Source organism: Tenacibaculum sp. AWR4_210 (assembly GCF_056160945.1).
Genome location: NZ_JBSWYF010000003.1, coordinates 396048 through 422821, shown reverse-complemented (window position 1 = coordinate 422821; position 26774 = coordinate 396048). Strand labels below are relative to the sequence as shown.

Genomic DNA, 26774 nt, shown 5'->3' with positions numbered 1-26774 from the left:
AATTAAAATTAGGATAATGATTAAAATTGGGATTAATGGATTTGGACGAATAGGTAGGATTGCCTTTCGTTCTGCGATACAGAGAGAAGGAGTGCAGGTGGTAGCTATAAATGACCTCCTTGATGTAGATTATTTAGCGTATTTGCTAAAGTATGATTCTGTACACGGTCGATTTAATGGAACTGTAGAGGTACAGGACGGAAATTTGATTGTTAACGGAAATACTATCAGAGTCACAGCAGAGAGAAATCCAGAGGCCATAAATTGGGCGAGTGAAGCTGTGGACTACGTTATTGAGTCTACAGGTTTTTTTACGGATAAGGACAAGGCGGCTTTGCACTTGAAAGCAGGAGCTAAAAAGGTGATTATTTCAGCGCCTTCAAAAGATGCTAATATGTACGTAATGGGGGTAAATCATCAGGATTTAAAAGCAGATGAAACTGTTTTTTCAAATGCCTCTTGTACAACCAACTGTTTGGCCCCATTGACAAAAGTGATTCACGATGCTTTTGGTTTAAAGGAAGGATTGATGACTACCGTGCACGCAGCCACGTCGACTCAAAATGTGGTTGATGGCCCAAACAAAAAATGGAGACGAGGAAGAACTGTGGTAAACAATATTATTCCTACGAGTACAGGAGCTGCCAAAGCGGTAATTAAAGTAATGCCGGAACTGGAAGGACGCCTAACGGGAATGGCTGTAAGAGTACCTGTCCCCGATGTATCGTTAGTGGATTTGACGTTTAGAACCGAAAAAGCGACCTCTTTAAAAGAAATATTGAGTGTCTTAAAGTCGGCGTCTGAAGGTGAATTAAAAGGAATACTCGGGTATACTGAAGACGAAGTGGTATCACAAGACTTTGTATCGGAACCCCGAACTTCTGTTATTGATGCGGATGCGTGTTTAGAGTTAAATGAAAACTTTTTTAAAGTGATATCCTGGTATGATAATGAATTTGGTTATGCGACAAAAATTATTGATTTAATGCTGCATGCCGCAAGCTTATCATAGTATGAGTTAAATAAATAAAAACGAACCCGCTTTACGCGGGTTTTTTTAGCGAATTATGGAGATAGCAATTATTGCCCACGATGGGAAAAAAACAAAGATGATCGCCTTTTTGGAGGAGCATCAAGAGGTGTTAAAGCAAAAGCGAATTAAATTGATCGGAACCGGAACTACGAGTACCAGAGCTCGTGAAGCTGGATTTGAGGTGGAGGCATTACTTTCTGGTCCTTATGGAGGGGATGCTCAAATAGCGAGCCGCGTAGCGGAAGGTAGCTGTGCAATGGTGTTGTTCTTTCGAGATCCTCATGAAAAGCATCCGCACGAGCCTGATATCTCAATGTTACTGCGATTGTGTGATGTACACAATGTACCTTTAGCAACGAATCCTGCGACGGCAGAGTTGTTGATTAGGTCTATATAAAAAAAACGTCCTGATGCGATTTGCAGCAGGACGTTTCTTTTTTAATTAAAAATCGGATTACTTAATGGCAATCATACTGATTTCTACATTGACAAATTTCGGTAAGTTGGCTACCTCTACAGTTTCTCTAGCTGGAGCTGTTGCCTCGTCGAAATAGGTTCCGTAAACGGCGTTGATATTCGAGAAGTTGTTCATGTCTGAAATGAAAATACTCGTTTTTACAACGTTTTCAAAGGTCATTTCAGCGGCAGCCAATACTTCCTTCATATTTTCCATTACCTGCTTAGTTTCGTCCTCAATAGTCCCTGTTACGAGCTCGCCGGTTTCAGGATCGAGTGCAATTTGACCAGAAGTGTACAAAGTATTCCCGCTCAATACAGCTTGGTTGTATGGGCCTATGGGTTGAGGTGCTTTGTTTGTTGTGATTATTTTTTTCATGTCGTGTTTGTTTGATTCGTTTTTAAATAGGGTGGTGCTTAGAACAATACTCTGTCGGGTGGTCTGTTTTTGTCCCACTTTAAATCGCTTAATACAGACGATTTTACACCGATAAAGAAATAGTAGGCCGATTGTACTCCGAACGGCGTCCAGTTAAAGTTAAAACGCCAACTATCTAAGTCTCTAGAGAAGTTTAATCTCGTAAATGTAAACGCGTTGTTTTTAATGTCGTATCCAGAAGAAAATCCTACTTTCCATTTTGGAGATAACTCCACATCGCCGCTGAACATCATGGTGTGATTACCAATACCACTGGTAAGTCCGGTGTTGGTGTAATTCATAATGTAAATTAAGTTAAGGGTCCAGGGAATTTTAGCATTGTAGAGCTTCTCTACTTTCGTTTCATTACTGTTTCTGTTACTCCCGAGTCCGGTAGCAAAACCGTTTGTCGTATTCATGTTTTGTCCGAATACGTCTGGGGTATTTTGTGCACCGTTTCCACTTTGAGTATCTTTTTTCTTGTTTTTATCTTCGTCTTTCTCCTTTTCAAAATCCTTGCTCGAAATAGAGTAGTTAGCGGATACTCCTACATTGGTAACACGGAAGATTCCAGAGTTAAATTGATTAATGCGCTGTCCTTTGCTATTAATTCGGTACGGATCGAGTGTTGCATTGACGTTAAGAGCAAGTTTGTCGCTAAACAAGCGGGTTCCTGCACTGGCACTTACTGGGCTCCAGCGCAAACTGTCGGCAGCAAAATTGTACGAGGTGCTAAAGTTTAAGTTATTTAGGATGGTTATTTTTTTATCCTCTTCTTCACTATCGGGATCCTTGGGGGCTACTTTGGCTTCCAATACGTTGTTTAAGGCAATACCCACAATATTCGATACTCCTGGTCCTGGCGTTCCGTAGATTCCTCCGTCAAAAGGGGAATAGGTAAGTAGATCCGTATTGGGATCGTTGGTAGTCGGAACCGTCAAGTTATGAGCATCTGCAAAATTAGGACGATAATTATATGAAATAGAAGGTCGAATGGTATGGCGTATTGCTTTTAGTCGTCCTTTTTTGAAGTTAAAAGTACCGTATATGTTTGTCGATAAAGACATACCTACGCTGTATTCGTTAAAGCGAGTAAAACCGCTGATGGTATCATTGACCACAGCACCGGTATTTCCGTTAACAGGGTTCGTAGCTGTAGGGTCAAAGCGCTTGTTGATTTTTCTAAAATACCAAACATCCTTATACGTAGCCGTAGGGGCAAGGGTAAAGTGTTTTAGCACCTTAATATTGGTGTTTGCATTTAGATTGTGTTGAATACCTGCATTGGCCTCTCTAAACATTTTAGGTTTAAAAAAGTCGGCATCCGTTGTATTGATACGGTACTCACCACTCATACTGTAGTTAAGTCCCATTTTTTGTAAAGGATTTTTCTTTACACCGTTCTTTCCAGCAAAGGGATAGATGCGATCCATGTTCAGCTGTAAGGATGGAAGCGTCATGGTAATCGCATTGTTATTGGTGTTTTGCGAGTGTGTAGCAGTAACGTTCATATTGAACGGAGTCCCGACAAATTTCTTGTAATAAGAAATTGAGGAACTCAAGGTGTTGGTCAATCGCTGTGAGTTATTAAACTCGTTTAACGATTGATTGTAGTACTGGCTACTTCCTAAATTAACCGAGGCAGAAAATCGTGAATTTGGACTCGATTTAGAATCTTGACTGTGGTTCCATCGGATATTGAAATTCGATGACTTGCTGTAGTCGCTAAGCCCTCGAATACCTTGAATAATATTTTCAAAGCGAATGCTAAAGCTACCACTAAACTTATAACGAACGTAATAATTTGAATCACCGCGCAGTCCCCAACTTCCGTTCGTGTAAATGTCTCCGAGCATAGTCAGATCAAAATAATCACTCAATGCGAAGTAGTACCCTCCGTTTTGTAAGAAAAACCCTTGGCTATTACTATCTCCCCAAGTTGGAATGATAAAACCAGAGGTTCTTTTATCGGTGAGCGGAAAATAGGCAAAAGGCAAGAATAAAGGAGTGGGTACATCGGCTAATACCAAATGACTGGCTCCTACAATAATTTTTTTACCAGGAACTAATTTTGCCTTATTGGTGGCAATATAGTAATCTGGAATTTTCTTTTGCGAAGTGGTAAAACGCAGCTTACGCATGTATATAGTCGAATCATTGACGCGTTTGGTCTTTTCTCCGTAGGTAATAATTCCGTTTTGATCGGTTTTTACATTGTAGATGAGAGCCTTTTTGGTTTTGAAATTAAAAAGAATGGAATCTTGCTCGCTCTCTTGCCCTCCTTGTTTAAATTGGGGACGTTGGTGGTAGCCCAAACTGTCTTTAATTCCTTTCGCATAAAGCGTGTTGTTTTTGTAGTCGATAATAATGATACCGGCTTTTAAATCGATATCTGTATATGTAACATGTGCCTTATTGTACAACGTCACCGTTTGGTCTTTTGCATTTTGAATGGTATAATCTTGGGCATCATGAGTAATTTTACCATCAATGACCTCTTTTGGTTTCGCAATACTGTCCTTCTTTATGGAATCAAAAGGTTGTTCTAAAAGCGCATCTTTTTTTGCATTAAAAATGGTATCTTTAGGTGTAGCAGTTTTTTTTGTAGCAACGGGTTTGACCGGATCAATGCCTTTTTTACCTATTTCTTGCGCATTTATTACATGAAAGCTAAAGAGGCAGAATGCTAAAAGTATGTAAGTGAGATTTGTTCGCAATATTATAAATACTATTTTTGTGTTAAATTAAATTTATGGCTTACTATTTGTGTTCACAAATTTTAAAGACCAAAATTACTTAAAATTTATTGATGAAAATCTTAAAATTCAGCAAATATACCATCAAAAGCCTAACAATTCTTTTTTTTATGGCAGGGCTTGTGTTTGGCCTTAGCAACCAGGCGTTTGCACAAAAGAAATATGTCGTTGTTCTTGATGCTGGGCACGGGGGAAAGGATCCTGGGAATTTAGGAAATGGATACAAGGAAAAAAAGATAGCCCTTCGCGTTGCCTTAGATGTAGGAAAGGAATTATTGACGGCGAAGGATGTCGAGGTAGTGTACACCCGAAAAAGAGATGTTTTTGTCGAGCTGCACAACAGGGCTAAGATTGCCAATGATAAAAAAGCAGATTTGTTCGTTTCTATTCACTGTGATTCCTACAGCAAAGAACGTGCTCATGGAGCGGGTACTTTTGTTCTTGGGCTTAGGGGGAATAGTAAGAATTTGGAAATTGCAAAAAGAGAGAATGCCGTAATTTTACTAGAGGACAATTACAAGCAAAACTACGATTACGATCCAAATTCTCCAGAATCGCTGATAGGATTGTCATTGATGCAAGAAACAAATTTGGACAATAGTTTACTAATCGCTGGATTAATACAAACCAATTTTTCGAACTTGAGGCGATTTGATAGAAAAGTAAAACAAGATAATTTTTTGGTGTTGCGAGAAACGATTATGCCTAGTGTTTTGGTTGAATTAGGGTTTTTGACCAACAGACCTGAAGGGAGGTTCTTGAATTCCAGAAGAGGGCAGATTAAAATGGCAAAGGCCATTGCAGAAGCAATTAAAAAATACATTCGCCAACTTAAACTAAATAGTGTGAATTCTGGTTTTACTGTGGTTAAGACTAAAAAGAAGACGGAGGTCATAAAGAAAAAAACGCCGATTAAAAAGAAGACGATTCCTGCGAAAACCAAAGTCGCTGAAACGAAAATTAAAAAAACTCCTACAAAAGTAAGCCCACCAGTCAAAAAGAAAGTGGTGGCGGCTACAACTAAAAAGACTTCAAGTACTAAGAAAGCGCCAGTGGCTAAAGTGAAAACTTCGGTCGAGAAGAAGAAAGATAACAAGGTTGTCTTCCGCGTTCAAATTGCTGCTTCAAAAGCGAAATTAAGTACGTCCAATTTTAACTTTAAAGGATTACGAGGAGTCGATTCAAAATATATTGAAGGCTACTATAAGTATTTTTACGGTAAAACTTCTGATTTCCAAGAGGTAAAGCGATTACAAGCTAAGGCCCGTGAGGCTGGGCACACGGGTGCCTTTGTGGTAGCTTTTAAAGGAAATGTGAAGATTTCAGTGAAAGAAGCATTAAAAACCTTATAATTTAGACATATTCTAGACAGTTTCTACCAAAAATTATTAGTATTTTCGCTACTATAATTTTTTTGCATGTCTAAGGAGTTAAAAACAGGAATTTTTGCGGTAGTCGCAATAGCAATATTTGTATGGGGATATAACTTTTTAAAAGGTCAAGATATCTTCAATCCAAGTGATCGATATTTTTTTGTAGAATACGATAATATCAGTGGCCTCAACGAGGCGAGTGTGGTAACCATCAACGGGTTAAAAGTAGGGAAGATAGCTCAAATAAACTTTAATCCTAACCCGGATAAAAAGGGAAAGCTACTCGTGAAATTTATCGTTCAGAACAAAATTAAATTTTCAAAAAACAGTGTCGCTAAAGTGGCTTCTGCCGGTTTTATGGGAGGTCAGAATTTGGCGATAATCCCTGTTTATGACGGCGAAGAAGCGGTTTCAGGGGATTATTTAAGAGGTGTTGTTGAATCTGATTTTATGGCTAAAATCAGTGATAACATCAGCCCGAAATTGGAGCATACCCTAGTGGGAGTTGACAGTTTGGTACACGCCTTAAATCAAGTTCTCAATCAAGATACAAGAGAGAGTTTAAAAAAGAGTATAAAAGGTTTAGAATACACTATCGGTGACGTTCGTAAAACCTTACATACGGTTAACGGAACGCTTTCAAATAGCAAAGGGAACATTGAAGCTACCATGGCCAATGCCAAAAAAATGACGGAAAATTTTGCAAAAGTCTCGGATGATTTAGCGAAAGCAAACTTGGGAGCAACTGTGAAAAAGTTGGAAGCTACTTTGACAAATGTCAATGGCTTATTGGCAGATATGAAGTCAGGGAAAGGGACGCTTGGAAAGTTGATGAAAGACGACGCAATGTACACGAACTTGACCAATGCAAGTAAAGAAATGGAAGAGTTACTTCGCGAAATGAAGTTAAATCCGAAGCGTTTTGTACATTTCTCACTTTTTGGAAAAAAGCCAAAACCTTACAATGCTGAAAAGAGCGCGAAAAATGTTACGAACCAATAGATGAGTTGGATTAAGAGTATACCATTTGACGAGGCTACTGGAAAATTAAAAAAGTTATACCAAAAAGTAACAGGGCCAAAGAACAATGTGGACAACATTATGAAAGTTCACAGTTTGCGACCTCATACCATGGAGGGACATATGGCACTGTATAAAAATGTTTTGCACCACAGTGCAAACACATTCCCAAAGTGGTATTTAGAAGCTTTGGGCGTGTATGTAAGTATGCTTAATTCATGTGAATACTGTGTTTCACATCATTTGGCGGGCTTAAAGAGATTGATAGGAGAAGAAAAAGGAGGTGAAATATTTAAGGCGTTACAAAATGATACGGTAGCAACGCAGTTCGACAAAAAGCGCTCGGCGGGATTTGAGTATGCAAAACTACTTACCTTAACACCTACACAGTTAACAAATACGCACATAGAAGTGCTCAGAAATAACCAACTTTCAGACGGTGAAATTCTCGAAATTAACCAAGTGGTTAGCTATTTTAATTACGCTAACAGAACGGTACTTGGATTGGGAGTGGTTACCGAAGGAGACATCCTCGGATTGTCGCCGAACAGTGCTGAAAATTCAGATTGGAATCATCAATAACTAACAAATAATACATGGAAAATTACGTACCAAACATCTTTTTTGCAATTATTTTAATAGCAGGTATAGGATATTTTGTAATGAATGTTCGAAAGCTTATTAGAAATATCAAATTAGGAAAAGACATTGATAGAACCGATCGAAAACCCGAACGCTGGAAAAATATGGCTAAGATAGCCTTAGGTCAGTACAAAATGGTACGCCGTCCAGTGTCTGGAATTTTACATATCATCGTGTATGTAGGGTTTATCTTGATCAATATAGAAATGCTCGAAATCGTAATTGACGGATTGTTTGGAACCCATCGTGTTTTCTATCCAATTTTAGGAAAAGGGTTTTACGGTTTCCTTATCGGAACGTTTGAAGTGTTGGCTTTTGCGGTACTCGTAGCGGTAATTGTTTTTTGGTTCCGAAGAAATGTGGAAAAGGTGAAGCGTTTTTGGAATAAGGAAATGCAAGGGTGGCCTAAGAATGACGGGAATATCATTTTGTACTTTGAAATGGTATTAATGTCGTTGTTTTTAGTAATGAATGCCACTGATGTAAGCTTTCAAGAGGCAGGAGCAGGAAATATCATTTCTCAGTTTGTAGCTCCGTGGTTTTCTGATTACAGTCACGATCAATTACACCTTATCGAGCAAGCCGCTTGGTGGTTACACATTGTAGGGATTTTAATTTTCTTAAATTACCTGTACTATTCGAAGCACCTACATATTTTATTAGCCTTCCCGAATACTTTTTACGCGAACTTAAAGCCTAAAGGACAATTTACCAATGTGGAGGCGGTAACGAAAGAAGTGCAAATGATGATGGATCCTGATGCAGATCCGTATGCTATGCCAGAAGAAGGAGAGGAAGAAGGAGAGCCTGAAAAATTTGGAGCCTCAGAGGTGACCGATTTAAATTGGGTACAGCTGATGAATGCGTATACCTGTACAGAATGTGGTCGATGTACCTCTTCTTGTCCTGCAAACCTTACAGGGAAAGAATTATCACCACGTGCGATTATGATGAAAACTCGTGATCGTTTAGAAGAAGTAGGAAACAATATGGATGCTAATAACGGAACCTTCAAACCTGATGGTAAGCAGTTGTTAGACGATTATATTACAAGAGAAGAATTATGGGCGTGTACTAGTTGTAATGCTTGTGTTCAAGAATGTCCAATCGGAATTGACCCATTGTCAATTATTATGGAAATGAGACGTTATTTGGTAATGGAAGAATCAGCAGCTCCTCAAGAGCTCAACATGATGATGACCAATATCGAGAATAATGGAGCACCTTGGCAATACAGTCAAATGGACAGATTGAATTGGAAAGATGAATAGAACGTCATCTGAAAAAAAGCAAACAACAAGTAAGAATCACATCAACAATTAAACGATAAAGAATTATGAACGTACCAACAATGGCAGATATGATGGCTCAAGGAAAGCAACCTGAAGTTTTATTTTGGGTTGGGGCCGCAGGAAGTTACGACGATAGAGCAAAAAAGATTACCAAGGCATTTGTGAAAATTTTACATCAAGCTGGAGTTGATTTTGCGGTATTAGGTACTGAAGAAAGTTCGACAGGAGATGCAGCAAAGCGCGCTGGAAATGAGTTTTTATTCCAGATGCAAGCCATGACGAACATTGAAATATTAAATGCATACGAAGTAAAAACCATCGTGACCTGTGATCCTCATTCTTTTAATACACTAAAAAATGAGTACCCTGGTTTAGGTGGAAACTACGAGGTATATCACCATACGCAATACATCAGTAAATTAATAAAAGAAGGAAGACTCGAAGTAGGGAATGACGTATTGAGAAATAAAAGATTAACTTTTCACGATCCGTGTTACTTAGGAAGAGCGAATGATGTGTATGAGACTCCGAGAGAATTGATTAGAAGATTGGGAGTTAAAATGACGGAAATGAAGCGTCATAAGTCTACGGCGTTGTGTTGTGGTGCTGGAGGAGCGCAAATGTTTAAAGAGCCAGAAAAAGGAAATATGGACATCAATATTCTCCGTACTGAAGACGCTCTAGAAACCAAACCACAGATCATTGCAACCGGTTGTCCTTATTGTAATACGATGATGACTGACGGTGTGAAATTCAAGGAAAAAGAGGACCAAATAGAGGTAAAAGACATCGCTGAATTGATTGCCGAGGCGAATGAGCTATAGGGAATTATAAAGTTTTCATAAAAGAGCATTTCATTTGAAATGCTCTTTTTTTTGGTATGTATTTTGTGCTGATTAAGTAAACTAATTTATATAAGAATGAAGAGATATTTAGGACTACTTGTATTATTGTTTACCATCGGATGTAATGACATTGCTGTAACCAGTTTCGAAGGAGATGATTTCGGAAGCTATAAAATGACGGTATCGTCTGATGATGGCAATGCCAAAGGAAAGGTACGTACTGCCTTCGCGGAATCGGGAAATTTTAAGTTTGATGATACGGTAGCAGGTATTCGATTGCCTTATAGTAAAACCTATACAGCGGCCATTAATGTAACCGCTACAGCTTTTGCTTCGTATACAGATGAAACAGTGGGGACTTTTGCACCCTATACGGTGAAACTTCAGATTTTTAGATCCAATATTTTAGAAGGGGAAAAGCTTGTTTTGGTCGGCCATCGTGGTGCTGAGGTATCTTTTGACCTCAGTATGAATAAATAGGGACTCTCATACCTGAATCGGCCTCAGACAGGTGGATCGTTTATAAAAGAATAATTTAAACCAAAGACGTTAAGGTCTTTGGTTTTTTTGTAAGGGGTGTTTCTTTCGCGGTGTATACCTGGATTATTAAAAAGAGAAGAACGTGTATTTCAATTCCTCTTTCTATTGACTATTGCTACATAAATCAGTACTTCGATTACATTATTATTGTCCGTGGTTTGAACACTAACTAACTTTATAAAGTACAAAACAGGCACACATAAGCCTTTTTCAATAAGTATTTGGCACAGGAAACACTTCTTAGGGGCTAAGTGGTTATTTTACTGAAAAGGTTGCTAAGGATGGACGTTATCATAAAAATAACTAAGCCGCTATGAAACGTATTTTAACAAAATTAGCGAGTGCTGGTGCTGCGCTATTGGCCTTGTGTAGCAGTACTACACAGGCACAGACCACCTCAGAGAATTACATTCTGAGTAAAACCTATAAAAAACCGACAACCAGTGCTGTTTCAGGAACTGACCGAGAACGCGTAAGTACAACGGTACAATACATTGATGGATTAGGACGACCAACGCAGCAAATAGCCATGTTTGCTGGGGGAGAAGAACGTGTGTACAACGCCTTGCCTATGGATTGGAAAGTGAACAATGTTGGTTCTACTGAATTTTACTATCAAAATGGAGAGTCTTCAGAAAATAGCATCGTATACGGAACCACCCCTTTTGGAGGATCAGATTTACTCTGGCAGTGCAAGCCCGACGCTACTTCGGGAGCCGATGGAGGGTGGAACAGTCGATATTTTGAAATTGACCGAAGCAAAAGTTACCGTTATACGATTTGGATAAAAAAAACGGGGCAATTAAACAATGGATCTTCGTATCACGGCATCCAAAATGTGAACAATTTGGACGGTACGGCCAATGTAAATCCGTATTTCTGGGCTTCTAAACTTCCTAAAATAGATACCTGGTATTTAATAGTAGGTTTGGTGCATCCTGAAGGCTATACTGGAAGCGACACCGGAATAAGTGGACTCTACGATATGGAAGGTAAAAAGGTGGCCAATGGAGTGGAATACAAATGGGGAACAGCGAGTCAAACAAGGGTTCGCAGTTACCTGTACTACTGCACGGATATCAATACGCGCCAATACTTTTGGAACCCGATGTTTCAGGTAGTTGACGGTAGCGAATTACGTTTGGACGAGTTGGTACGTCAGAAAACCTTGATAAAAGGAAAAGTAACTCCTAAAGATATTGTAACCCACAGTGAATACGATGTTTATGGACGACAATTAAAAGAATACTTACCCTTGGCCAAGGAAACTGCTGGGCAGCTTCAAACGGGAGCTATGGCTACGGAGATCAATAGCTATTACCAAGCAAAGTACCCTACTGATTTTTCAGGAGTAGCATTACCAGAGGTCAATGCCTACAGTGAAAAAGTGATAGAAGCCTCACCTTTAGGACGTGTATACGAACAGGCAGCACCGGGAAAAGACTGGAAAAAAGGGACTAGTTACTCAGCAAAGGGCTATACAAACAACAGTCATACTATCAAGTTTGAATACGACACCAATCATGGCAGTGAAGTGGCTCAGTATTACGTGAGTTTGAGTATGGCAAACAATACTTATACACCGACTCTGCACCGAGCCACGGCGAACAACGGAAACTATTTGGCAAAGCAGTTGTACAAAACGCTAACCAAAGATGAAAACTGGAAACCGTCAGATGGGGTAAATCATACTACTGAGGAGTTTAAAAACAAGCAGGGGCAAGTACTATTAAAAAGAACCTATAACAACCAACTAGCTCACGACACTTATTACGTATACGATGATTTTGGAAATTTGACCTATGTTTTGGCTCCAAAAATGGAGGCTAGCACAGCTACGATAGCAACGGTTATTAGTAAACTAGATGCTTTGGGCTATCAATACAAGTACGATCAAAGAAACCGACTGGTAGAAAAGAAAATACCGGGAAAAGGATGGGAGTACATCGTATACAACAAAAGAGATTTACCTGTAATGACCCTGGATGCCAACAGTCGTAAGGAACATGCAGGAGGAAAGAATGATACGTGGCTATATACTAAATACGATGATTTAGGAAGAGTAGTATATACCGGACTTGGTGAAAATTTTCAAAGTCGAGAAGCCATGCAAGGTTATGCAAGTAGTGCAGCATATGCTGATACAGAGCAAAGAACCACTTCGTATTTTACTTTTGGAGGAACAAAAATTTATTATACAAAAAATGGGCTTCCTACCAATGATTTAAGTGGTTTGTTAACGATAAATTATTACGATACCTATGTAGATTTACCAGTAGGTTTGAGCACGAGCATTACTACGAGCTATGGGGTAGTATCCACTAGCACAACACGTGGTTTAGCAACCGTAAGTAAGGTACGCGTGCTGGGTACTAATCATTGGACTACAACGGTAACGTACTACGATTACAAGGCACGTCCTATATACGTTTACAGCAAGAATGACTATTTAGGAACTACCGATGTGGTGGAGAGCAAGCTGGATGACTTTACGGGAAAGGTATTGGAAACTAAAACTACGCATCAAAAAACGGGGCAAAATGCTATTGTTACAATCGATCGATTTGAATACGACCACGCAGACCGATTGGTGAGTCAGACTCAAAAAATAAACAACCAATACCCAGAACGAATTGTTCGTAATCACTACGATGCATTGGGACAATTACGCAGTAAACTTACAGGAAACGGTACTGCGGAAGGTTATCAATTTAGTTCGGGCATATCGGGTACAGAATTGCTCACCAAAACCAATACAACCACGGGTTGGAACAGTGCTTTGTTAACCAAAGGTAGTATTCAAGGTGACGGTTATGTAGAATTTGAGGCGGAAACTACGAATCATCCGTTGATGGTGGGGCTCAGTAATTTCAATTCGAACCTTGACTATTCGTCTATTCAGTATGCGGCTTACTTGTATTGGAACAATAGATTAATAATTTATGAAGGAGGGCATTACGTAGGAGAATATGGAACCTATAAGAAGGGTGATGTGATTCGTGTAGAGCGAGTAGGTTCAGTGGTGTACTACCAAAAAAACAACGAAGTTTTTTACACCTCGGTTCGTCCATCCATAGGGAAGCTCTTTGGAGATGTAGCGATGTATACGGTAGGTGCTGCAATCCGGGATGTTATCATCGTAAACAACAACCAAGGATTACAAAAGGTAGACTATAACTACAACATTCGCGGATGGTTAAAAAATATCAATCAAGATGCAGCTGTTGACAATGATTTATTTAACTTTGGAATAGCCTATAACGAGCACAGTGATGCGAGCAAGCGTTTGTACAACGGAAACATAGCACAAACGAGCTGGCAAACGGCTAATGATGGTCAAACACGTTCTTATACATACAGCTATGACGCTTTGAACAGACTGTTAAGCGTTACAGGGGGCAACACCTCGAATTACAACCTATCAGGAATCCAGTATGATAAAAATGGTAATATTTTAAATCTTATCAGACGAGGACATTTAAATACCAATGCTACGAGCTTTGGTGTGATGGACAACCTAGTTTATACCTACGATAGTGGAAATAAGCTCAAAAAAGTGTCGGATAGCGGAAATACTCATTATGGGTTTAAGGATGGTTCTCATTCAAATGATGATTTTGGATACGATGCCAATGGAAATATGATTTTGGATAAAAACAAAGGAATTACCAACATCGAGTACAATCACCTAAATCTACCGATCCGAGTACACTTTGGAAGTGGAAAATCGGCTTTAGGTACCATTGATTATGTTTACGATGCTACTGGGGTGAAGTTAGCCAAGACAGTAACCGGAAGTTTATCGAGTCCGGTAACTACGGAATACGCCGGGAACTATATTTACAACAAGGTTTCGGGTCGTGGAGCATCGGTGAACTTAGCATTCTTTAACCACCCAGAGGGATATGTAAGTAATGATAGTGGAAGTTTAAACTATGTATACCAATACAAAGACCACCTAGGAAATGTTCGTTTATCTTATATAGATGATAATAAGGATGGTAATATCACTCAAAACGAAATCGTAGAAGGATCTAATTATTATCCTTTTGGTTTAAAGCATAAAGGGTATAATGGGAATGTTTCTTCTTTGGGGAATTCTGTAGCGCAGAAGTTTGGGTATAATGGAAAAGAGTTAAATGATGAATTAGGAATAGAGTGGCATGATTTTGGTGCAAGGAATTATGATGCTGCATTAGGACGTTGGATGAATCTTGACCCTCTTGCTGAGAAAATGCGTAGGCATAGTCCATACAATTATGCGTTTGATAATCCTTTATGGTATATCGACCCTGATGGGATGAAACCTTTTGATTGGAGAGACAAGAATGGTAATCTAGTATATGATGCTAAAAAAAGAGAGTATACCAAACACGCAACAGACGACCACAAAAGGTTTGGAAACTCGTTATTAAAAACTTCTGCTGGAAGAAAGCAATTTAACAAGTTGGTAAATTCGAGTATTCCTATTACAACAGAAATATCTTCTGGTAAAGGGCCATCTACAGGGACTTCATATGTAACTGGGCAAACCAGACAAACCAAAGATGGAAATACTGGAAAAGTAAAAAAGGCTCATATTGTAATATTTGAAGGGAGAATAAACGATTTTATGGCTACTATTGATAAATTTTACAAAGCTGGACAAGAAAGCAAACTAAGTGAGCAAACTCAACTATATCACGAAAACACAGAAACAAATGATGAAAGAGTTGCAGCCGTAGCTGGACACGAAATATAAAAAATTAAAAATGAAGCACTTAGCGTTAATTATTGTTTTAGGTGTTTGTGTTAATTGTAAAGCACAAAGCATACCTAATTCTTTTAAGTCAGAAATAATAGATTTTTACATCTCTTCCAATGAGATAGAGAAAACCGAAAAAGAGAGTTTAATAAATGGTTTTGATGAATCATTTACAATTAGAGAGTTAGGGAGTGAAAATTCCACATCTGTAATTAAAAATGGTATTTACACTTTAACGCCTAATATTAGCCATACTACAACAATACTATTAGCTCATAATGTGAATGGATATAAAATTTTATCAAGTAGCAGTAAATATGAAACTTTAAGTAAAGTGTTAAGTTTTTTAAAAGAGAATAGTACTATAGATAAATTAAAAGCTTTAGAAGCTGTCGAAGACATTATGAAATTATTGAAAGACAACGAACAGCTAACAAATCTTAATGTACTAGAATTTAAAGAAAATTAGATTTTCAAAGTAAAGAAAACCACCCGAAGGTGGTTTTTTTATGCGTAAGCTTTTTGGGTTTTAAAATCCCTTAAAGCCATATCAATCATATTAAAAATAAAGGTTCTATTCTCGTCAGAGAGTTCAGAGATAAGCTCCAAACGTTTAAGAGCTTCCTTATCCAGTTGCAGTTTGCTTTTACCGATTAGGTAATCTACAGATACTTCCAAAGCGTCAGCAATTTTTACAACCACGTCAATAGACGGTTTAATGTCACCACGCTCATAGCGACCAACGACATCACCAGACGTACCAATTAAATTACCCAAAGAAGCTTGGGAAAGCTTTTTCTTCTTGCGTAGCAACATCATATTATCTCCAAAATCCATAATGATAAGTATTGAAAATGATTGTAAAATCAGTGTTTAAGCAAAATTGAATGATTTATAAATCATAAACAATAATTAAAAAGCTTGTTTATGTAAGATTGATAATGAAGATGGCAGGTTTTTAGTGCTAACCTATGCTGAAGGTGAAATCATAGCATACACCCTAAGTATCGTTAAATACAACAAGAAAAAATTTAGTAGATCCTCAGTAAACATTGCATGTGGTGAGTATAGTTTTTCAAAAGTTGTCAAGCAAGATGCTCTAAATATACCCGAGCTTATGCTTGAATTAGATGAAGGAAATGGCCTATTACCTTCAGAATTTCTAATTTTTACAGAAATTGATAAAAATCAAAGGCTATCCTCTATACTAGTAAGCAGTATACCAGAATATATTGAAAATCATATTTTAATTAATACTAGTAAGTAGCCTACGGGATTAGGATAATGTGTCAGATTTGTACTTATGATATCTAAGGTTTTATTTGGTTTGTAAGTCAGTAGGTTAGGTGTGGGGCTGCTCTAAATACATCAGTGTTTATTTATGTAATAGATTTAAGTTTAACAGTTTTAATAAGTTGCTGTGCTATCTGAACTCTTCCCATTAAATCGGAAACATTAGTATTAGAAATTTTTGAGAAAAAAAACAGAAAAAGAGTAAAGTAATTTTAATAATTTCACTGTTATCAATATTTGTGATCACTATCTTCTTAATCAAATCGAACAATCTGTTTTCCTTGGAAACTGTATTTTCCTGAACTTGTTTGGGGATTATCACGCCTTTTTTAACTTGAGATTCTTTGTTGAGCCCAAGGCGAACTAACAATCACAAGGGGACACTTTTTTCGGAGTGCATTCGTATTTCTAAAATCTGTCAAAGTTGTGTCGACTTCTTTTAAGAGGGATCGAGTTTTGTTAATAAGGAAGTTTATAGGCTTCCTTTTTTAGGTCCAAATACTGTATCTTTGATCCCAGTATGAAAATGATGAAATATTACATTCAAGCAGCGCGTTTGCGCACCTTACCACTATCGATTTCTGGAATTATAGTAGGAAGTAGTTTAGGGTTTAAAGAACAATTGGCAACCGGTGCGAATACCAGTGAATTTGGAATTTTTGGATCGGCTATTTTTTGGTTGGCCATAGCTACTACAATTGCCTTTCAGGTATTGTCAAATTTTGCCAATGATTACGGTGATGGTGTGAAAGGTACCGACGCTAATAGAACTGGAGAACAGCGGATGGTAGCCTCAGGAGTAATCTCTTCGAAACAAATGAAAAATGCGGTGGTGATCACGGCTGTGTTGAGTCTACTTTTAGCTCTGGGCTTAATCTACGTGGCTTTCGGAAGCGATAATTTTTTATATACCTTACTGTTCACCGGGCTGGGACTAGCATCCATAGCAGCAGCCATCAAATACACCGTAGGTAAGTCAGCCTATGGGTACAGTGGTTTTGGGGATGTGTTTGTCTTTGCATTTTTCGGTTTGTTAGCAGTATTGGGAAGTTATTTCTTATTTACCAAGAGTTTTGACTTTTTTGTGGTCTTACCCGCCGTAACGATAGGATTATTGAGTACAGCAGTACTCAACTTAAATAACATGAGAGATCGTGAGAACGATAAAAAGGCAGGAAAAAAAACCTTAGTGGTAAAAATAGGGGCTGAGTTTGCCAAGTATTACCATTACTACTTATTGGTGGCTTCCTTTTTATTTTCTTTTTTGTTTACCGGAATACGCTATAGCTCACCGTTACAATTTCTTTTTATGATCGCATTTATTCCGTTGGGATTGCACTTACATTTTGTGTATAAAAATGAAACTGCATCGCAATTTGATGGCGAGTTGAAGAAGGTTGCTTTGAGTACCTTTTTGTTTGCAGTCCTATTTGCTATAGGACAATTAGTTACTATTTAAAATAATGAAAAAAATGAATATTACATTTTACGGACATGCCTGTTTTGGAATTGAAATAGCGGGTAAACACATCGTAGTTGACCCATTTATTACAGGGAATCCTAAAGCAGCTCATTTAGCACTCGAGGACGTTCAAGCCGATTATATTTTGTTGACACATGCGCATCAAGACCACGTATTGGACGTAGAGGCCTTGGCAGAAAGAACAGGAGCGACGATAGTTTCTAACTATGAAATCGTGATGTATTATACAGCTAAAGGATTGAAAGGACATCCTGTGAATCACGGAGGTAGCTTTAGTACCGATAGTTTTACAGCAAAATATGTCAATGCCGTTCATACCTCGTCGTTTGCAGACGGTACCTATGGAGGCGAGCCTGGAGGATTTGTAGTCACTGCCGGAGAAACAAGTGTTTATATCGCTGGAGATACTGCATTAACCATGGATATGAAACTCATCCCGATGACGACTACATTGACAGCGGCAATTTTACCCATTGGAGATAATTTTACCATGGGGGTGGACGATGCTATTATTGCAAGTAACTTCGTTGAGTGTACTCGTGTAATTGGATGTCATTACGATAGCTTTCCTCCGATAGAAATTGATAGTGCTAAAGCAGTAACCGCATTTAGTGCAGCTGGAAAAGAATTAATGTTACCTGCTATAGGTGAAACGCTAAGTATTGGATAAATGAAGACAGTAAAAATAGTTTTAGGAATTGTTATTGCACTATCGGTGGCGTTTTTGGCAACGGGTTTTATCATCAATGAATTGGTGTATACTGCAGAAGTTTCTGTTGAGAAGCCAGTGACTGAGGTTTTTGATCTGTTGAGTACTCCTGAAAATATCAAACAGTGGGCGCCTGAAATCAAAGAGGTGCGCACGGTGAAAAAGACCGATAATAACGAAGGGAGCAGTTATGATATCGTTGTAGAAAGTCAAGGGCAAGAAATAGTATCTCAGATGCGAATTAAAACCTATGTGCCAAATGAATCACTAGTGCTGATTTACGAGGGGGGAGGCCTGTTTAAAAAAGTGTCGTATCGCTTCTCTTCAAACTCTAATGAAACGACAGTTACTCAGGAGAGCAAGGTGCGCGCAACGAGTTTTATATTGGGTTGCATGCTGCCTTTTGTACAGTCGAAACTGCAAGTGCAAGACGCGCAATATTTAAATGCCTTTAAGGAGTATTCAGAAAAGTAATAGAGCAGGATGAAAGCTAGTTATCAAAAGTATGATTTGGTGTTTAAACGCCCGAGTGGTACATCGAGAGGAGTATTGAGAACCAAGGAAACTTGGTTTTTAAAATTAGAGGATGAAGGAAAGGTCGGATACGGAGAATGTGGTTTGTTTAGAGGATTGAGTATAGATGATACCCCTGATTATGAGTTAAAACTTAAATGGGTTGTGGCCAATATTCACAAAGGAAAAGAGGTCTTACTTGCTGCTCTAAAACACTATCCTTCCATTCAATTTGGTATTGAACAAGCTTTTCTTGATCTAGCATCGCCTACACCTTTTGAGTTACTTTCGCCTGAATTTATCCAAGGAACGAAAGAAATTCCTATTAATGGATTGATTTGGATGGGGGATAAAGCCTTTATGCAGGAGCAAATTCGAGAGAAGCTAGCCAGTGGGTTTACCACCATCAAAATGAAAATTGGAGCGATAGATTTCGATACTGAGATTGCCTTACTAAAAGCGATTCGAGAAGAGTTTTCAGCAGATGCAATTACGTTGAGAGTTGATGCTAATGGGGCCTTTAGTCCTAATGATGCCATGAGTAAATTACAGCGCTTATCCGAATTGGATATCCATTCTATTGAACAGCCTATCAAACAAGGTCAATGGCAAGAAATGGCGGCGTTGTGTGAAAACTCGCCAGTGCCTATTGCCTTGGATGAGGAGCTTATCGGGATCTTTGATTACGAAGCCAAAGTGCGTTGTTTGGAAACAATTCGACCTCAGTTTATTATTTTAAAACCGAGTTTGGTTGGAGGATTTCAAGGTAGTGCGGAGTGGATTGAGTTAGCAGCGAAACAAGGAGCTGATAATTGGATAACGAGTGCTTTGGAAAGCAATATTGGGCTGAATGCTATAGCGCAATGGACTGCTACTTTAAACAACCCCTTACCACAAGGTTTAGGAACGGGAAGTTTATTTACAAATAATATCACGAGTCCACTGGTCGTTAAAAGTGGACAATTAACCTATAATCCAGCCTTGCGTTGGGAGTTTAATATGTAATTTGATATGAATTTTATAGAACAAGCATACAAAGGGAGAAACGATTGGTATTGGTATATAATCGTTATTTCCATAGTTGGAATTGCATGGCAATTCCTAGGAGGAATACCTTTTATAATCGCCGCTATGATGCACCTGTCAAATCCGGCAGATTTTGCGGCAGAAGCAGCTACCAATTTTACGAATATAGGAATTGATAAAAACCTCTATCTCTTCTTGATGATCTTTACGTTTATCGTAGGTTTAGCAGCATTGTTATTATGCGTCAGAAGCATTCATCAAAGAAGTATCACTTCTTTAGTAACGAGTAGGACCAAGATTGATTGGAAACGCTTTTGGTTCGCTTTTGTATTGTGGGGATGTATTTCTATAAGTTTTATCCTTATCGGTATTTTTATGAGCCCAGAGGATTATGTTTGGAATTTTAATGCCAAGCCGTTTTTTATCCTCGTAGCCATATCTTTTCTTTTTATTCCGCTACAAACCAGTTTTGAAGAATTACTTTTTAGAGGGTATCTCATGCAGGGATTAGGAATCATGGTGAAAAATCGTTGGTTTCCCTTGATCGTGACCTCTATTATTTTTGGGGTACTTCACATGGCCAATCCTGAAGTGGATAAATTAGGGCCTATAGTGATGGTATTTTACATAGGTACCGGGTTTTTATTTGGTATCGTGACCTTGATGGATGAAGGTACCGAATTGGCATTAGGTTTACATGCAATTAATAATATAGTGGCTGCATTTATGGTAACTACCGATTGGACAGTATTTCAAACCAATGCTTTGTATATTGATACTTCTGAGCCATCAGTAGGAATGGAAATGTTTTTTCCAGTATTTGTTTTGTATCCGATATTGCTGTTTTTGTTTGGAAGAAAATACCAATGGTCAAATTGGAAAGACAAGCTCTTTGGAACAATAGAGCCTCCGGTGAAGTCGGATGAATTGAACGGAATAGGAGGCTAATAGTATGAATACTCCACAAATGCATAGCGATTTCTCTTGGAACGATTGTCAGTTTTCATCTTTAAATCAGTTATTGGAATATGCCGAACAATCTGATACAGAGGTTGCTGGTTTTTTGAAGCAATGGTTTGATACTACGCCAACCCTAACAGTGAGAACATCGGGGTCTACAGGAGTTCCCAAACCCATAGCCTTATCCAAAGAAGCAATGAAGGCTTCGGCCTTAGCCACGGGAACGTTTTTTGAGTTGCCAGCAAAAACTTCGGCATTAATCTGTTTGTCAGTAAACTATATTGCTGGTAAGATGATGTGGATTCGAGCTTTGGAATTGGGTTGGAAGGTGTATTATACACCACCGGTAGCCAATCCATTGCAAATTTTGGAAAAGACAGTCGACTTTAGCGCCATGGTGCCTATGCAGCTCGAGGCCTCTTTGAATGACCTTCACAAGGTCAAAAAACTCATAGTAGGAGGAGGGGCAGTATCCAAGGAATTAAATGAGAAAATTCAAACTGTTTCTACGGAGGTATACGCTACCTATGGCATGACGGAAACCATAACACATATTGCTGTTAAACCTTTAAATAGGTCGGCTCAGAAGAATGGAGATTCATCAGTTTACAATGCACTTCCCGGGGTTAGCTTTGAATTGGATGACCGCGGTTGTTTGTGTATTAGTGCCCCTCGGGTTTCTGACGAAATGGTTGTGACCAATGATGTGGTACAGTTGAATTCGACTACGGCTTTCGAGTGGAGGGGACGCGTGGATAATGTGATTAACTCAGGAGGGATTAAATTACAACCTGAGCACATTGAAGCATCGCTTGGTGCATACATTCAACAGCGATTCTTTGTCGCGGGAATTCCCGATAAAATACTAGGTGAAAAATTGGTGCTTCTACTCGAAGGCGTATCCTTCACAACGGGGCGAGAAATATTAAAAAACCTCGCTTTGATCACAACGATGAACCGCTATGAAATACCAAAAGAGGTCTTCGTCTTACCGAAGTTTATAGAAACTGAAACGCATAAAATTCAACGTTCAAAATGCTTGGAAAAAGCTTTGGAGAAGCACTAGTAAAAACGAAGTGTAAATGCGTTGTTATACGTGGCATTAGGTGCTAAATGAAGCATCCCCATTTTCTCGATAAATTGCCCGTTGTGATCTGTGGTATCTGCAATTCCCATCCAAGGTTCAAAACAGATAAATGGCGCACCCGTTACTGGGGACCAAAAGGCCATGTATTGCCATTGATCAAAGGTCATTTCAAGACCGTGCTCATGCAGCTCAGAAGCTAGTTTGAAACTTTTAGATTTGACATTTTCAAAAATTAGAGCATCGTTAGCAAATAAGCGCTGATTTAACGGGGTTTTTTTCGGAATACTAACCTTCGTAGGTGTAGGTTTTACGGTGCCTGTAGCCTTGTCTAAATCGTATTTACGAACTACTTCTTCACGTTCAAAACAGAGGTGGTAATCTTCAAATTGAGTACCGGGAACCAAAGGGCAATTAAAAGCAGGATGTGCGCCTATTGAAAATGGCATGGTAGTACTGTTTTTATTTAGGACTTCATAGCTCGTTATGATTTTGTCGTCGTACAACTCATATTCAAGGCGAAGTGAGAATAGAAATGGGTACTTTATCAAACTTTCTTCATTGGCGTCTAAGGCCAAAACTGCTTTATGAGTTTCCTGTTCCACTACCCTAAACTCCATGTCTCGAGCAAATCCATGTTGATTCATTTCATAGGTTTTACCATCAATAACACACTGATTTTCCTTTAGCTTTCCGACGATTGGGAACAATACGGGAGCATGTCTTTTCCAGTAAGTGGGGTTTCCATTCCAGAGGTATTCTAATTGCGTTTTTTTATGGTAAATAGCGCATAACTCCGCACCGTGAGTGTTGATTTGTACTTTTAGGATATCATTTTCAAGGCTTATCATAGACAGTAAGGTGTAATCAGTAAAGTAAAGATACTAAATATTGAGGTATCGCAAATCGGTTTTTGAAGGTCGAGGACTCGATAAGAGGTTTTGTAACCGAAAAATCAAGTTTCGTGACATTTTTTTTATGAGGCATGAAGAAATTCGAGACCTTAGAAATATCAAAAACTAACTAATCATGAAATTAAACCAACAAACTTGGCTTGGCTCTTTATTGATATTGAGCCTGGTGTTTGCAACCTCGTGCAAAAACAAAAAAGAACAGCCGGTCGCTGCAACCGACCACTACCAGAATGTAAAGACGAACACACAAACGGCTTGCGATACAACCTGGTTTCCTCATGCTTCTACAAAGGCACCTGCTGAGGGACCTAACAGTTTATTTGCCCGTGATACAACTTCGAATATTTTGTTTCATCGTTGGTCATGGCAAAAGTTCTTATGGTTGACCAAGCCGATTCCACAGTCTCAAGGGACCTTACCGCTTTTTTTGGCTGATCCTACTATTTTACAGGTCGATGCTTCAATGGATACGGTAGCAGTCCCAAAGGGTGTTCAATTGGTGTTAACTGATACGGAACAAGCCGGGTTTGAACAGGCCGTTTTACATACGAATAAAGCTTACAGTGCCACAGGAAACTCACAAACAGTCTATTATTCCATTCATATGAACAGCACTATGCTCAACGCAGCGGTAACAGTTATGGACGATCTGGTGGCAGGAAAAATTACTAGTTTAAAGAACAAGGCATTTCCTGTCGGGAGTTTTGAGCTAAAAGTATCATGGGTACCCGTGGAGGCCATTAAGGAGGAAAATCGCAAAAATTACTTTATAACAAAAGCGCATTTTCCGGACGCAACAGGTTTAAATGAAGGTAATGAAGGAGTGTCAGTAGCGATGTTAGGGATGCACGTGGTCGGAATAGTAGAAAATCACCCAGAATTTATTTGGGCAACTTTTGAGCATCGCGATATGGCTCCTAATTTTAGTTGGAATAAAAGATCTGATGGGGAACTAGAAGGAGCTACAGCTGCTACTGATAAGTTGCTATTTGCGAAAGGAAACATCAATACCATTGACGGAATTAAATGGAATAGAACAACGCAAAGTGGGGTAGTACCTTCAAAAGTATACGATCTTTTTGCCTATGGGGTTCCTCGTGATGTCGGTGGTGAATTTATGGAAACCTCACAAGACGGAAAAACGAATTTTAAGAACATCCAAGATATCAATGCCTGCGTAGCGGATAATTTGACCGATGTTTGGAATAACTATTTCTACAATGGATCTATATGGATCAATACAGATAAAACGTCGAAAGAACGCCAATTGTTTGTGGTTGACTCACTAGGTGGGAATATCAAAAATGCAACTCCAGGTTCTTTTGCAAGAGGGTCTTTAAACTGTGCGAATGTCACCATGGAAACGTTTACACAAACGTTTAAGTCTAGTTTAGGAGACATCAATGCTGGTACGCTTGTGAATTGTTTTTCATGTCACAATTCAGAAAGTTTTCAGGATTCCGATATCCGATCACCCATGTATATTAGTCACGTCTTTAATTCGTATGCCTTGAGCAGGGAGCAAGTAAGTGACAGAGAAATTGAAAAGTTAAAAGCTATTCAGGAGAAAATGCAAATGAAGTAAAAAAGAACAGCCCTTAGCTTAAAAAAACTGAGGGCTGTTTTGAATATTAATATTCTATTTTGTCATCTTTCTCAGACCATTTCTGAAATGGCTCCAATGCGATTTCTCTACCAACTTGTTCGAATGGGATACTTCGCTTTTCATAAGGCAATGGAATTTCTTTATAAATAAATTCATCATCAAACCCGATGTTGGCAGCGTCTACTTGATTACTTCCGTAGAATACTTTATCCGGACGAGCCCAATAAATAGCACCTAAACACATAGGGCAAGGTTCACAAGAAGTATAAACGATACAACCGTCTAATTGAAAAGAACCTAAGTTTTTACAAGCATCTCTAATAGCTGTTACCTCTGCGTGCGCAGTAGGATCATTGGTAGAAGTTACTTTGTTGTTTCCACGACCAACAATTTCTCCATCTTTTACAATAATACAACCGAAAGGACCTCCTTCATTATTTTGCATTCCTCTTAAAGCTGCTTTGACAGCTTCACTCATATACGCTTCGTGTTTGTTCATTTTTTTTGGGTTTTTATAAATAAAAAAGCCCGTAAAAATACGAGTTTTTTTAGAAATGGATGACTTGTTCTTAGAAAAGTATGAAGAGGTGAGAATAGGTACAAAAAAAAGAGAGTTCGAAAACTCTCTTTTTTAATAGGTTATAAGGTTGGTGCTTATTTTAAGCTTCCAGTCATATCTTCTGGTTTTACCCACTCGTCGTACTGCTCGGCAGTAACATAGCCTAAATTAATAGCTTCTTCTTTTAAGGTAGTACCATTGGCGTGCGCAGTATTTGCTATTTCAGCTGCTTTGTAATAACCGATTTTGGTGTTTAAAGCAGTAACCAACATTAATGAGTTGTTTAAGAGTTCGTTAATTCTGGTGTGGTTAGGTTCAATACCTGCCGCACAGTTCGCTTCGAAAGAAACACAAGCATCTCCGATAAGTTGTGCAGATTGCAATACGTTGGCAGCCATCACAGGTTTAAATACGTTTAGTTCGTAGTGTCCTTGTGTTCCTCCAACAGTTACCGCAACATCATTACCCATTACCTGTGCACAAACCATAGTGATAGCCTCTGCTTGTGTTGGGTTTACCTTTCCAGGCATGATAGAAGATCCTGGCTCATTTGCAGGAATGATTAATTCACCAATTCCTGATCGAGGACCTGAAGCCATCAATCGAATGTCATTGGCAATTTTATTCAAAGAAACTGCTAATTGTTTTAAAGCTCCATGAGTTTCTACTAAGGCATCGTGAGCTGCTAATGCTTCGAATTTATTTTCAGCAGTAACAAATGGAAGTTCTGTAAATTCAGCAATGTACTTTGCTACCAAAACATCGTATCCCTTAGGGGTGTTTAATCCAGTTCCCACCGCAGTTCCACCAAGTGCCAATTGTGCTAAGTGTTCTAAGGTGTTTTTTAAGGCTTTTAATCCAAAGTTTAACTGCGCCACATATCCTGAAAATTCTTGTCCCAAGGTAAGTGGAGTAGCATCCATTAAATGGGTACGTCCAATTTTTACAACATCTTTAAATGCTTCTGATTTGGCTTGTAAAGTGTCGCGTAATTGCTCTACACCAGGAATAGTAACCTCTACTATTTTTTTGTAAGCAGCAATGTGCATTCCCGTAGGGAAAGTATCGTTTGACGATTGAGATTTGTTTACATCATCATTCGGTTGAATCGTTTTTTCACCCTCACCAATTACCTTTCCTGCAATTTCGTGTGCGCGATTAGCGATAACTTCATTAACATTCATGTTTGATTGAGTACCTGAACCCGTTTGCCAAATAACCAATGGAAATTGGTCATCGTGCTTACCAGCTAAAATCTCGTCACATACTTGACCGATTAAATTTTTCTTGTCCTCAGCCAATACTCCTAATTCGCAGTTGGCAAAAGCAGCAGCTTTCTTAAGGTAGGCAAATCCGTATACTACCTCTAAAGGCATCGAACCTGCTGGTCCAATCTTAAAATTATTTCGTGAACGCTCTGTTTGAGCTCCCCAATATTTATCAGCAGGTACTTCTACCTGTCCCATAGTGTCTTTCTCAATTCTGTACTTCATTTTGAATGAATTTAA

General features: G+C 38.7%; 23 protein-coding genes. 17 read left to right on the top strand and 6 right to left on the bottom strand.

All coding sequences use genetic code 11. The annotated features are described in order from the left end of the window. Nucleotides 1-16: 16 nt before the first annotated feature. Together gap and ACXAG7_RS07785 are read left to right on the top strand one after the other, a co-directional pair. Nucleotides 17-1012: a type I glyceraldehyde-3-phosphate dehydrogenase gene (gene gap / locus ACXAG7_RS07790; RefSeq protein ID WP_408043155.1), complete on the top strand. Its 996-nt coding sequence runs from the start codon at nt 17-19 to the stop codon at nt 1010-1012. Between the two features lie 55 nt (nt 1013-1067). Next, nucleotides 1068-1430, top strand: coding sequence for a methylglyoxal synthase (locus ACXAG7_RS07785; protein WP_408043156.1), 363 nt, complete (start codon nt 1068-1070; stop codon nt 1428-1430). Nucleotides 1431-1487: 57 nt separating this feature from the next. On the opposite strand, the gene ACXAG7_RS07780 is transcribed toward ACXAG7_RS07785, so the two are convergent. Together ACXAG7_RS07780 and ACXAG7_RS07775 are read right to left on the bottom strand one after the other, a co-directional pair. Then, a complete protein-coding gene (locus ACXAG7_RS07780; RefSeq protein WP_476666522.1) occupies nt 1488-1868 on the bottom strand; it encodes a RidA family protein in 381 nt (126 codons plus the stop codon). A gap of 38 nt (nt 1869-1906) precedes the next feature. Then, nucleotides 1907-4624 carry a putative LPS assembly protein LptD gene (locus ACXAG7_RS07775; protein WP_408043158.1) on the bottom strand — a complete coding sequence of 906 codons (2718 nt, stop codon included), beginning with the start codon at nt 4622-4624 and terminating at the stop codon, nt 1907-1909. A 149-nt stretch (nt 4625-4773) separates the two neighbouring features. On the opposite strand from ACXAG7_RS07775, the gene ACXAG7_RS07770 reads away from it, so the two are divergent. The 8 genes from ACXAG7_RS07770 (at nt 4774) to ACXAG7_RS07735 (ending at nt 15588) form a co-directional block, all read left to right on the top strand. After that, nucleotides 4774-6015 carry an N-acetylmuramoyl-L-alanine amidase family protein gene (locus ACXAG7_RS07770; protein WP_476666521.1) on the top strand — a complete coding sequence of 414 codons (1242 nt, stop codon included), beginning with the start codon at nt 4774-4776 and terminating at the stop codon, nt 6013-6015. A gap of 66 nt (nt 6016-6081) precedes the next feature. After that, nucleotides 6082-7038 carry an MlaD family protein gene (locus ACXAG7_RS07765; RefSeq protein WP_408043160.1) on the top strand — a complete coding sequence of 319 codons (957 nt, stop codon included), beginning with the start codon at nt 6082-6084 and terminating at the stop codon, nt 7036-7038. Continuing rightward, nucleotides 7039-7638: a carboxymuconolactone decarboxylase family protein gene (locus ACXAG7_RS07760; RefSeq protein WP_476666520.1), complete on the top strand. Its 600-nt coding sequence runs from the start codon at nt 7039-7041 to the stop codon at nt 7636-7638. It abuts the gene before it with no gap. 14 nt (nt 7639-7652) lie between these two features. Then, a complete protein-coding gene (locus ACXAG7_RS07755; RefSeq protein WP_476666519.1) occupies nt 7653-8969 on the top strand; it encodes a membrane protein in 1317 nt (438 codons plus the stop codon). A 65-nt stretch (nt 8970-9034) separates the two neighbouring features. Further along, nucleotides 9035-9814, top strand: a complete 780-nt coding sequence (locus ACXAG7_RS07750; RefSeq protein ID WP_476666518.1) for a (Fe-S)-binding protein — start codon at nt 9035-9037, stop codon at nt 9812-9814. A gap of 96 nt (nt 9815-9910) precedes the next feature. Further along, a complete protein-coding gene (locus tag ACXAG7_RS07745) occupies nt 9911-10315 on the top strand; it encodes a hypothetical protein (protein WP_476666517.1) in 405 nt (134 codons plus the stop codon). 373 nt (nt 10316-10688) lie between these two features. Then, a complete protein-coding gene (locus ACXAG7_RS07740) occupies nt 10689-15116 on the top strand; it encodes a DUF6443 domain-containing protein (protein WP_476666516.1) in 4428 nt (1475 codons plus the stop codon). Between the two features lie 10 nt (nt 15117-15126). Beyond that, complete coding sequence (locus ACXAG7_RS07735; RefSeq protein WP_476666515.1) at nt 15127-15588, top strand: hypothetical protein; 462 nt, start codon at nt 15127-15129, stop codon at nt 15586-15588. Nucleotides 15589-15626: 38 nt separating this feature from the next. Here the strand turns inward: ACXAG7_RS07735 and ACXAG7_RS07730 are convergent, their stop codons facing one another. Beyond that, complete coding sequence (locus tag ACXAG7_RS07730) at nt 15627-15956, bottom strand: helix-turn-helix domain-containing protein (RefSeq protein WP_476666514.1); 330 nt, start codon at nt 15954-15956, stop codon at nt 15627-15629. 976 nt (nt 15957-16932) lie between these two features. On the opposite strand from ACXAG7_RS07730, the gene menA reads away from it, so the two are divergent. From menA to ACXAG7_RS07700, 6 genes are read left to right on the top strand one after another with little or no spacing between them, the layout of a single operon-like run. Next, nucleotides 16933-17871, top strand: coding sequence for a 1,4-dihydroxy-2-naphthoate octaprenyltransferase (gene menA, locus ACXAG7_RS07725; protein ID WP_476666513.1), 939 nt, complete (start codon nt 16933-16935; stop codon nt 17869-17871). A 13-nt stretch (nt 17872-17884) separates the two neighbouring features. Beyond that, on the top strand, nt 17885-18565 hold the full coding sequence (locus tag ACXAG7_RS07720) for a metal-dependent hydrolase (RefSeq protein ID WP_476666512.1): 681 nt from the start codon (nt 17885-17887) through the stop codon (nt 18563-18565). Continuing rightward, complete coding sequence (locus ACXAG7_RS07715) at nt 18566-19078, top strand: SRPBCC family protein (protein ID WP_476666511.1); 513 nt, start codon at nt 18566-18568, stop codon at nt 19076-19078. 9 nt (nt 19079-19087) lie between these two features. After that, on the top strand, nt 19088-20122 hold the full coding sequence (gene menC, locus ACXAG7_RS07710) for an o-succinylbenzoate synthase (protein WP_476666510.1): 1035 nt from the start codon (nt 19088-19090) through the stop codon (nt 20120-20122). A gap of 6 nt (nt 20123-20128) precedes the next feature. Next, entirely contained in the window at nt 20129-21091 is a 963-nt protein-coding gene (locus ACXAG7_RS07705) for a lysostaphin resistance A-like protein (RefSeq protein ID WP_476666509.1), read from the top strand. Nucleotides 21092-21095: 4 nt separating this feature from the next. Further along, nucleotides 21096-22169, top strand: a complete 1074-nt coding sequence (locus ACXAG7_RS07700; RefSeq protein WP_476666508.1) for an AMP-binding protein — start codon at nt 21096-21098, stop codon at nt 22167-22169. On the opposite strand, the gene ACXAG7_RS07695 is transcribed toward ACXAG7_RS07700, so the two are convergent. After that, nucleotides 22166-23038: an aldose 1-epimerase family protein gene (locus ACXAG7_RS07695; protein WP_476666507.1), complete on the bottom strand. Its 873-nt coding sequence runs from the start codon at nt 23036-23038 to the stop codon at nt 22166-22168. The two genes, ACXAG7_RS07700 and ACXAG7_RS07695, sit on opposite strands and share 4 nt — an antisense overlap. 178 nt (nt 23039-23216) lie before the next feature. On the opposite strand from ACXAG7_RS07695, the gene ACXAG7_RS07690 reads away from it, so the two are divergent. Then, a complete protein-coding gene (locus tag ACXAG7_RS07690; protein ID WP_476666506.1) occupies nt 23217-24686 on the top strand; it encodes a hypothetical protein in 1470 nt (489 codons plus the stop codon). 46 nt (nt 24687-24732) lie between these two features. On the opposite strand, the gene ACXAG7_RS07685 is transcribed toward ACXAG7_RS07690, so the two are convergent. Continuing rightward, a complete protein-coding gene (locus tag ACXAG7_RS07685) occupies nt 24733-25206 on the bottom strand; it encodes a nucleoside deaminase (protein ID WP_408043183.1) in 474 nt (157 codons plus the stop codon). 155 nt (nt 25207-25361) lie between these two features. After that, a complete protein-coding gene (gene fumC, locus ACXAG7_RS07680; RefSeq protein WP_476666505.1) occupies nt 25362-26759 on the bottom strand; it encodes a class II fumarate hydratase in 1398 nt (465 codons plus the stop codon). Nucleotides 26760-26774 lie beyond the last annotated feature (15 nt).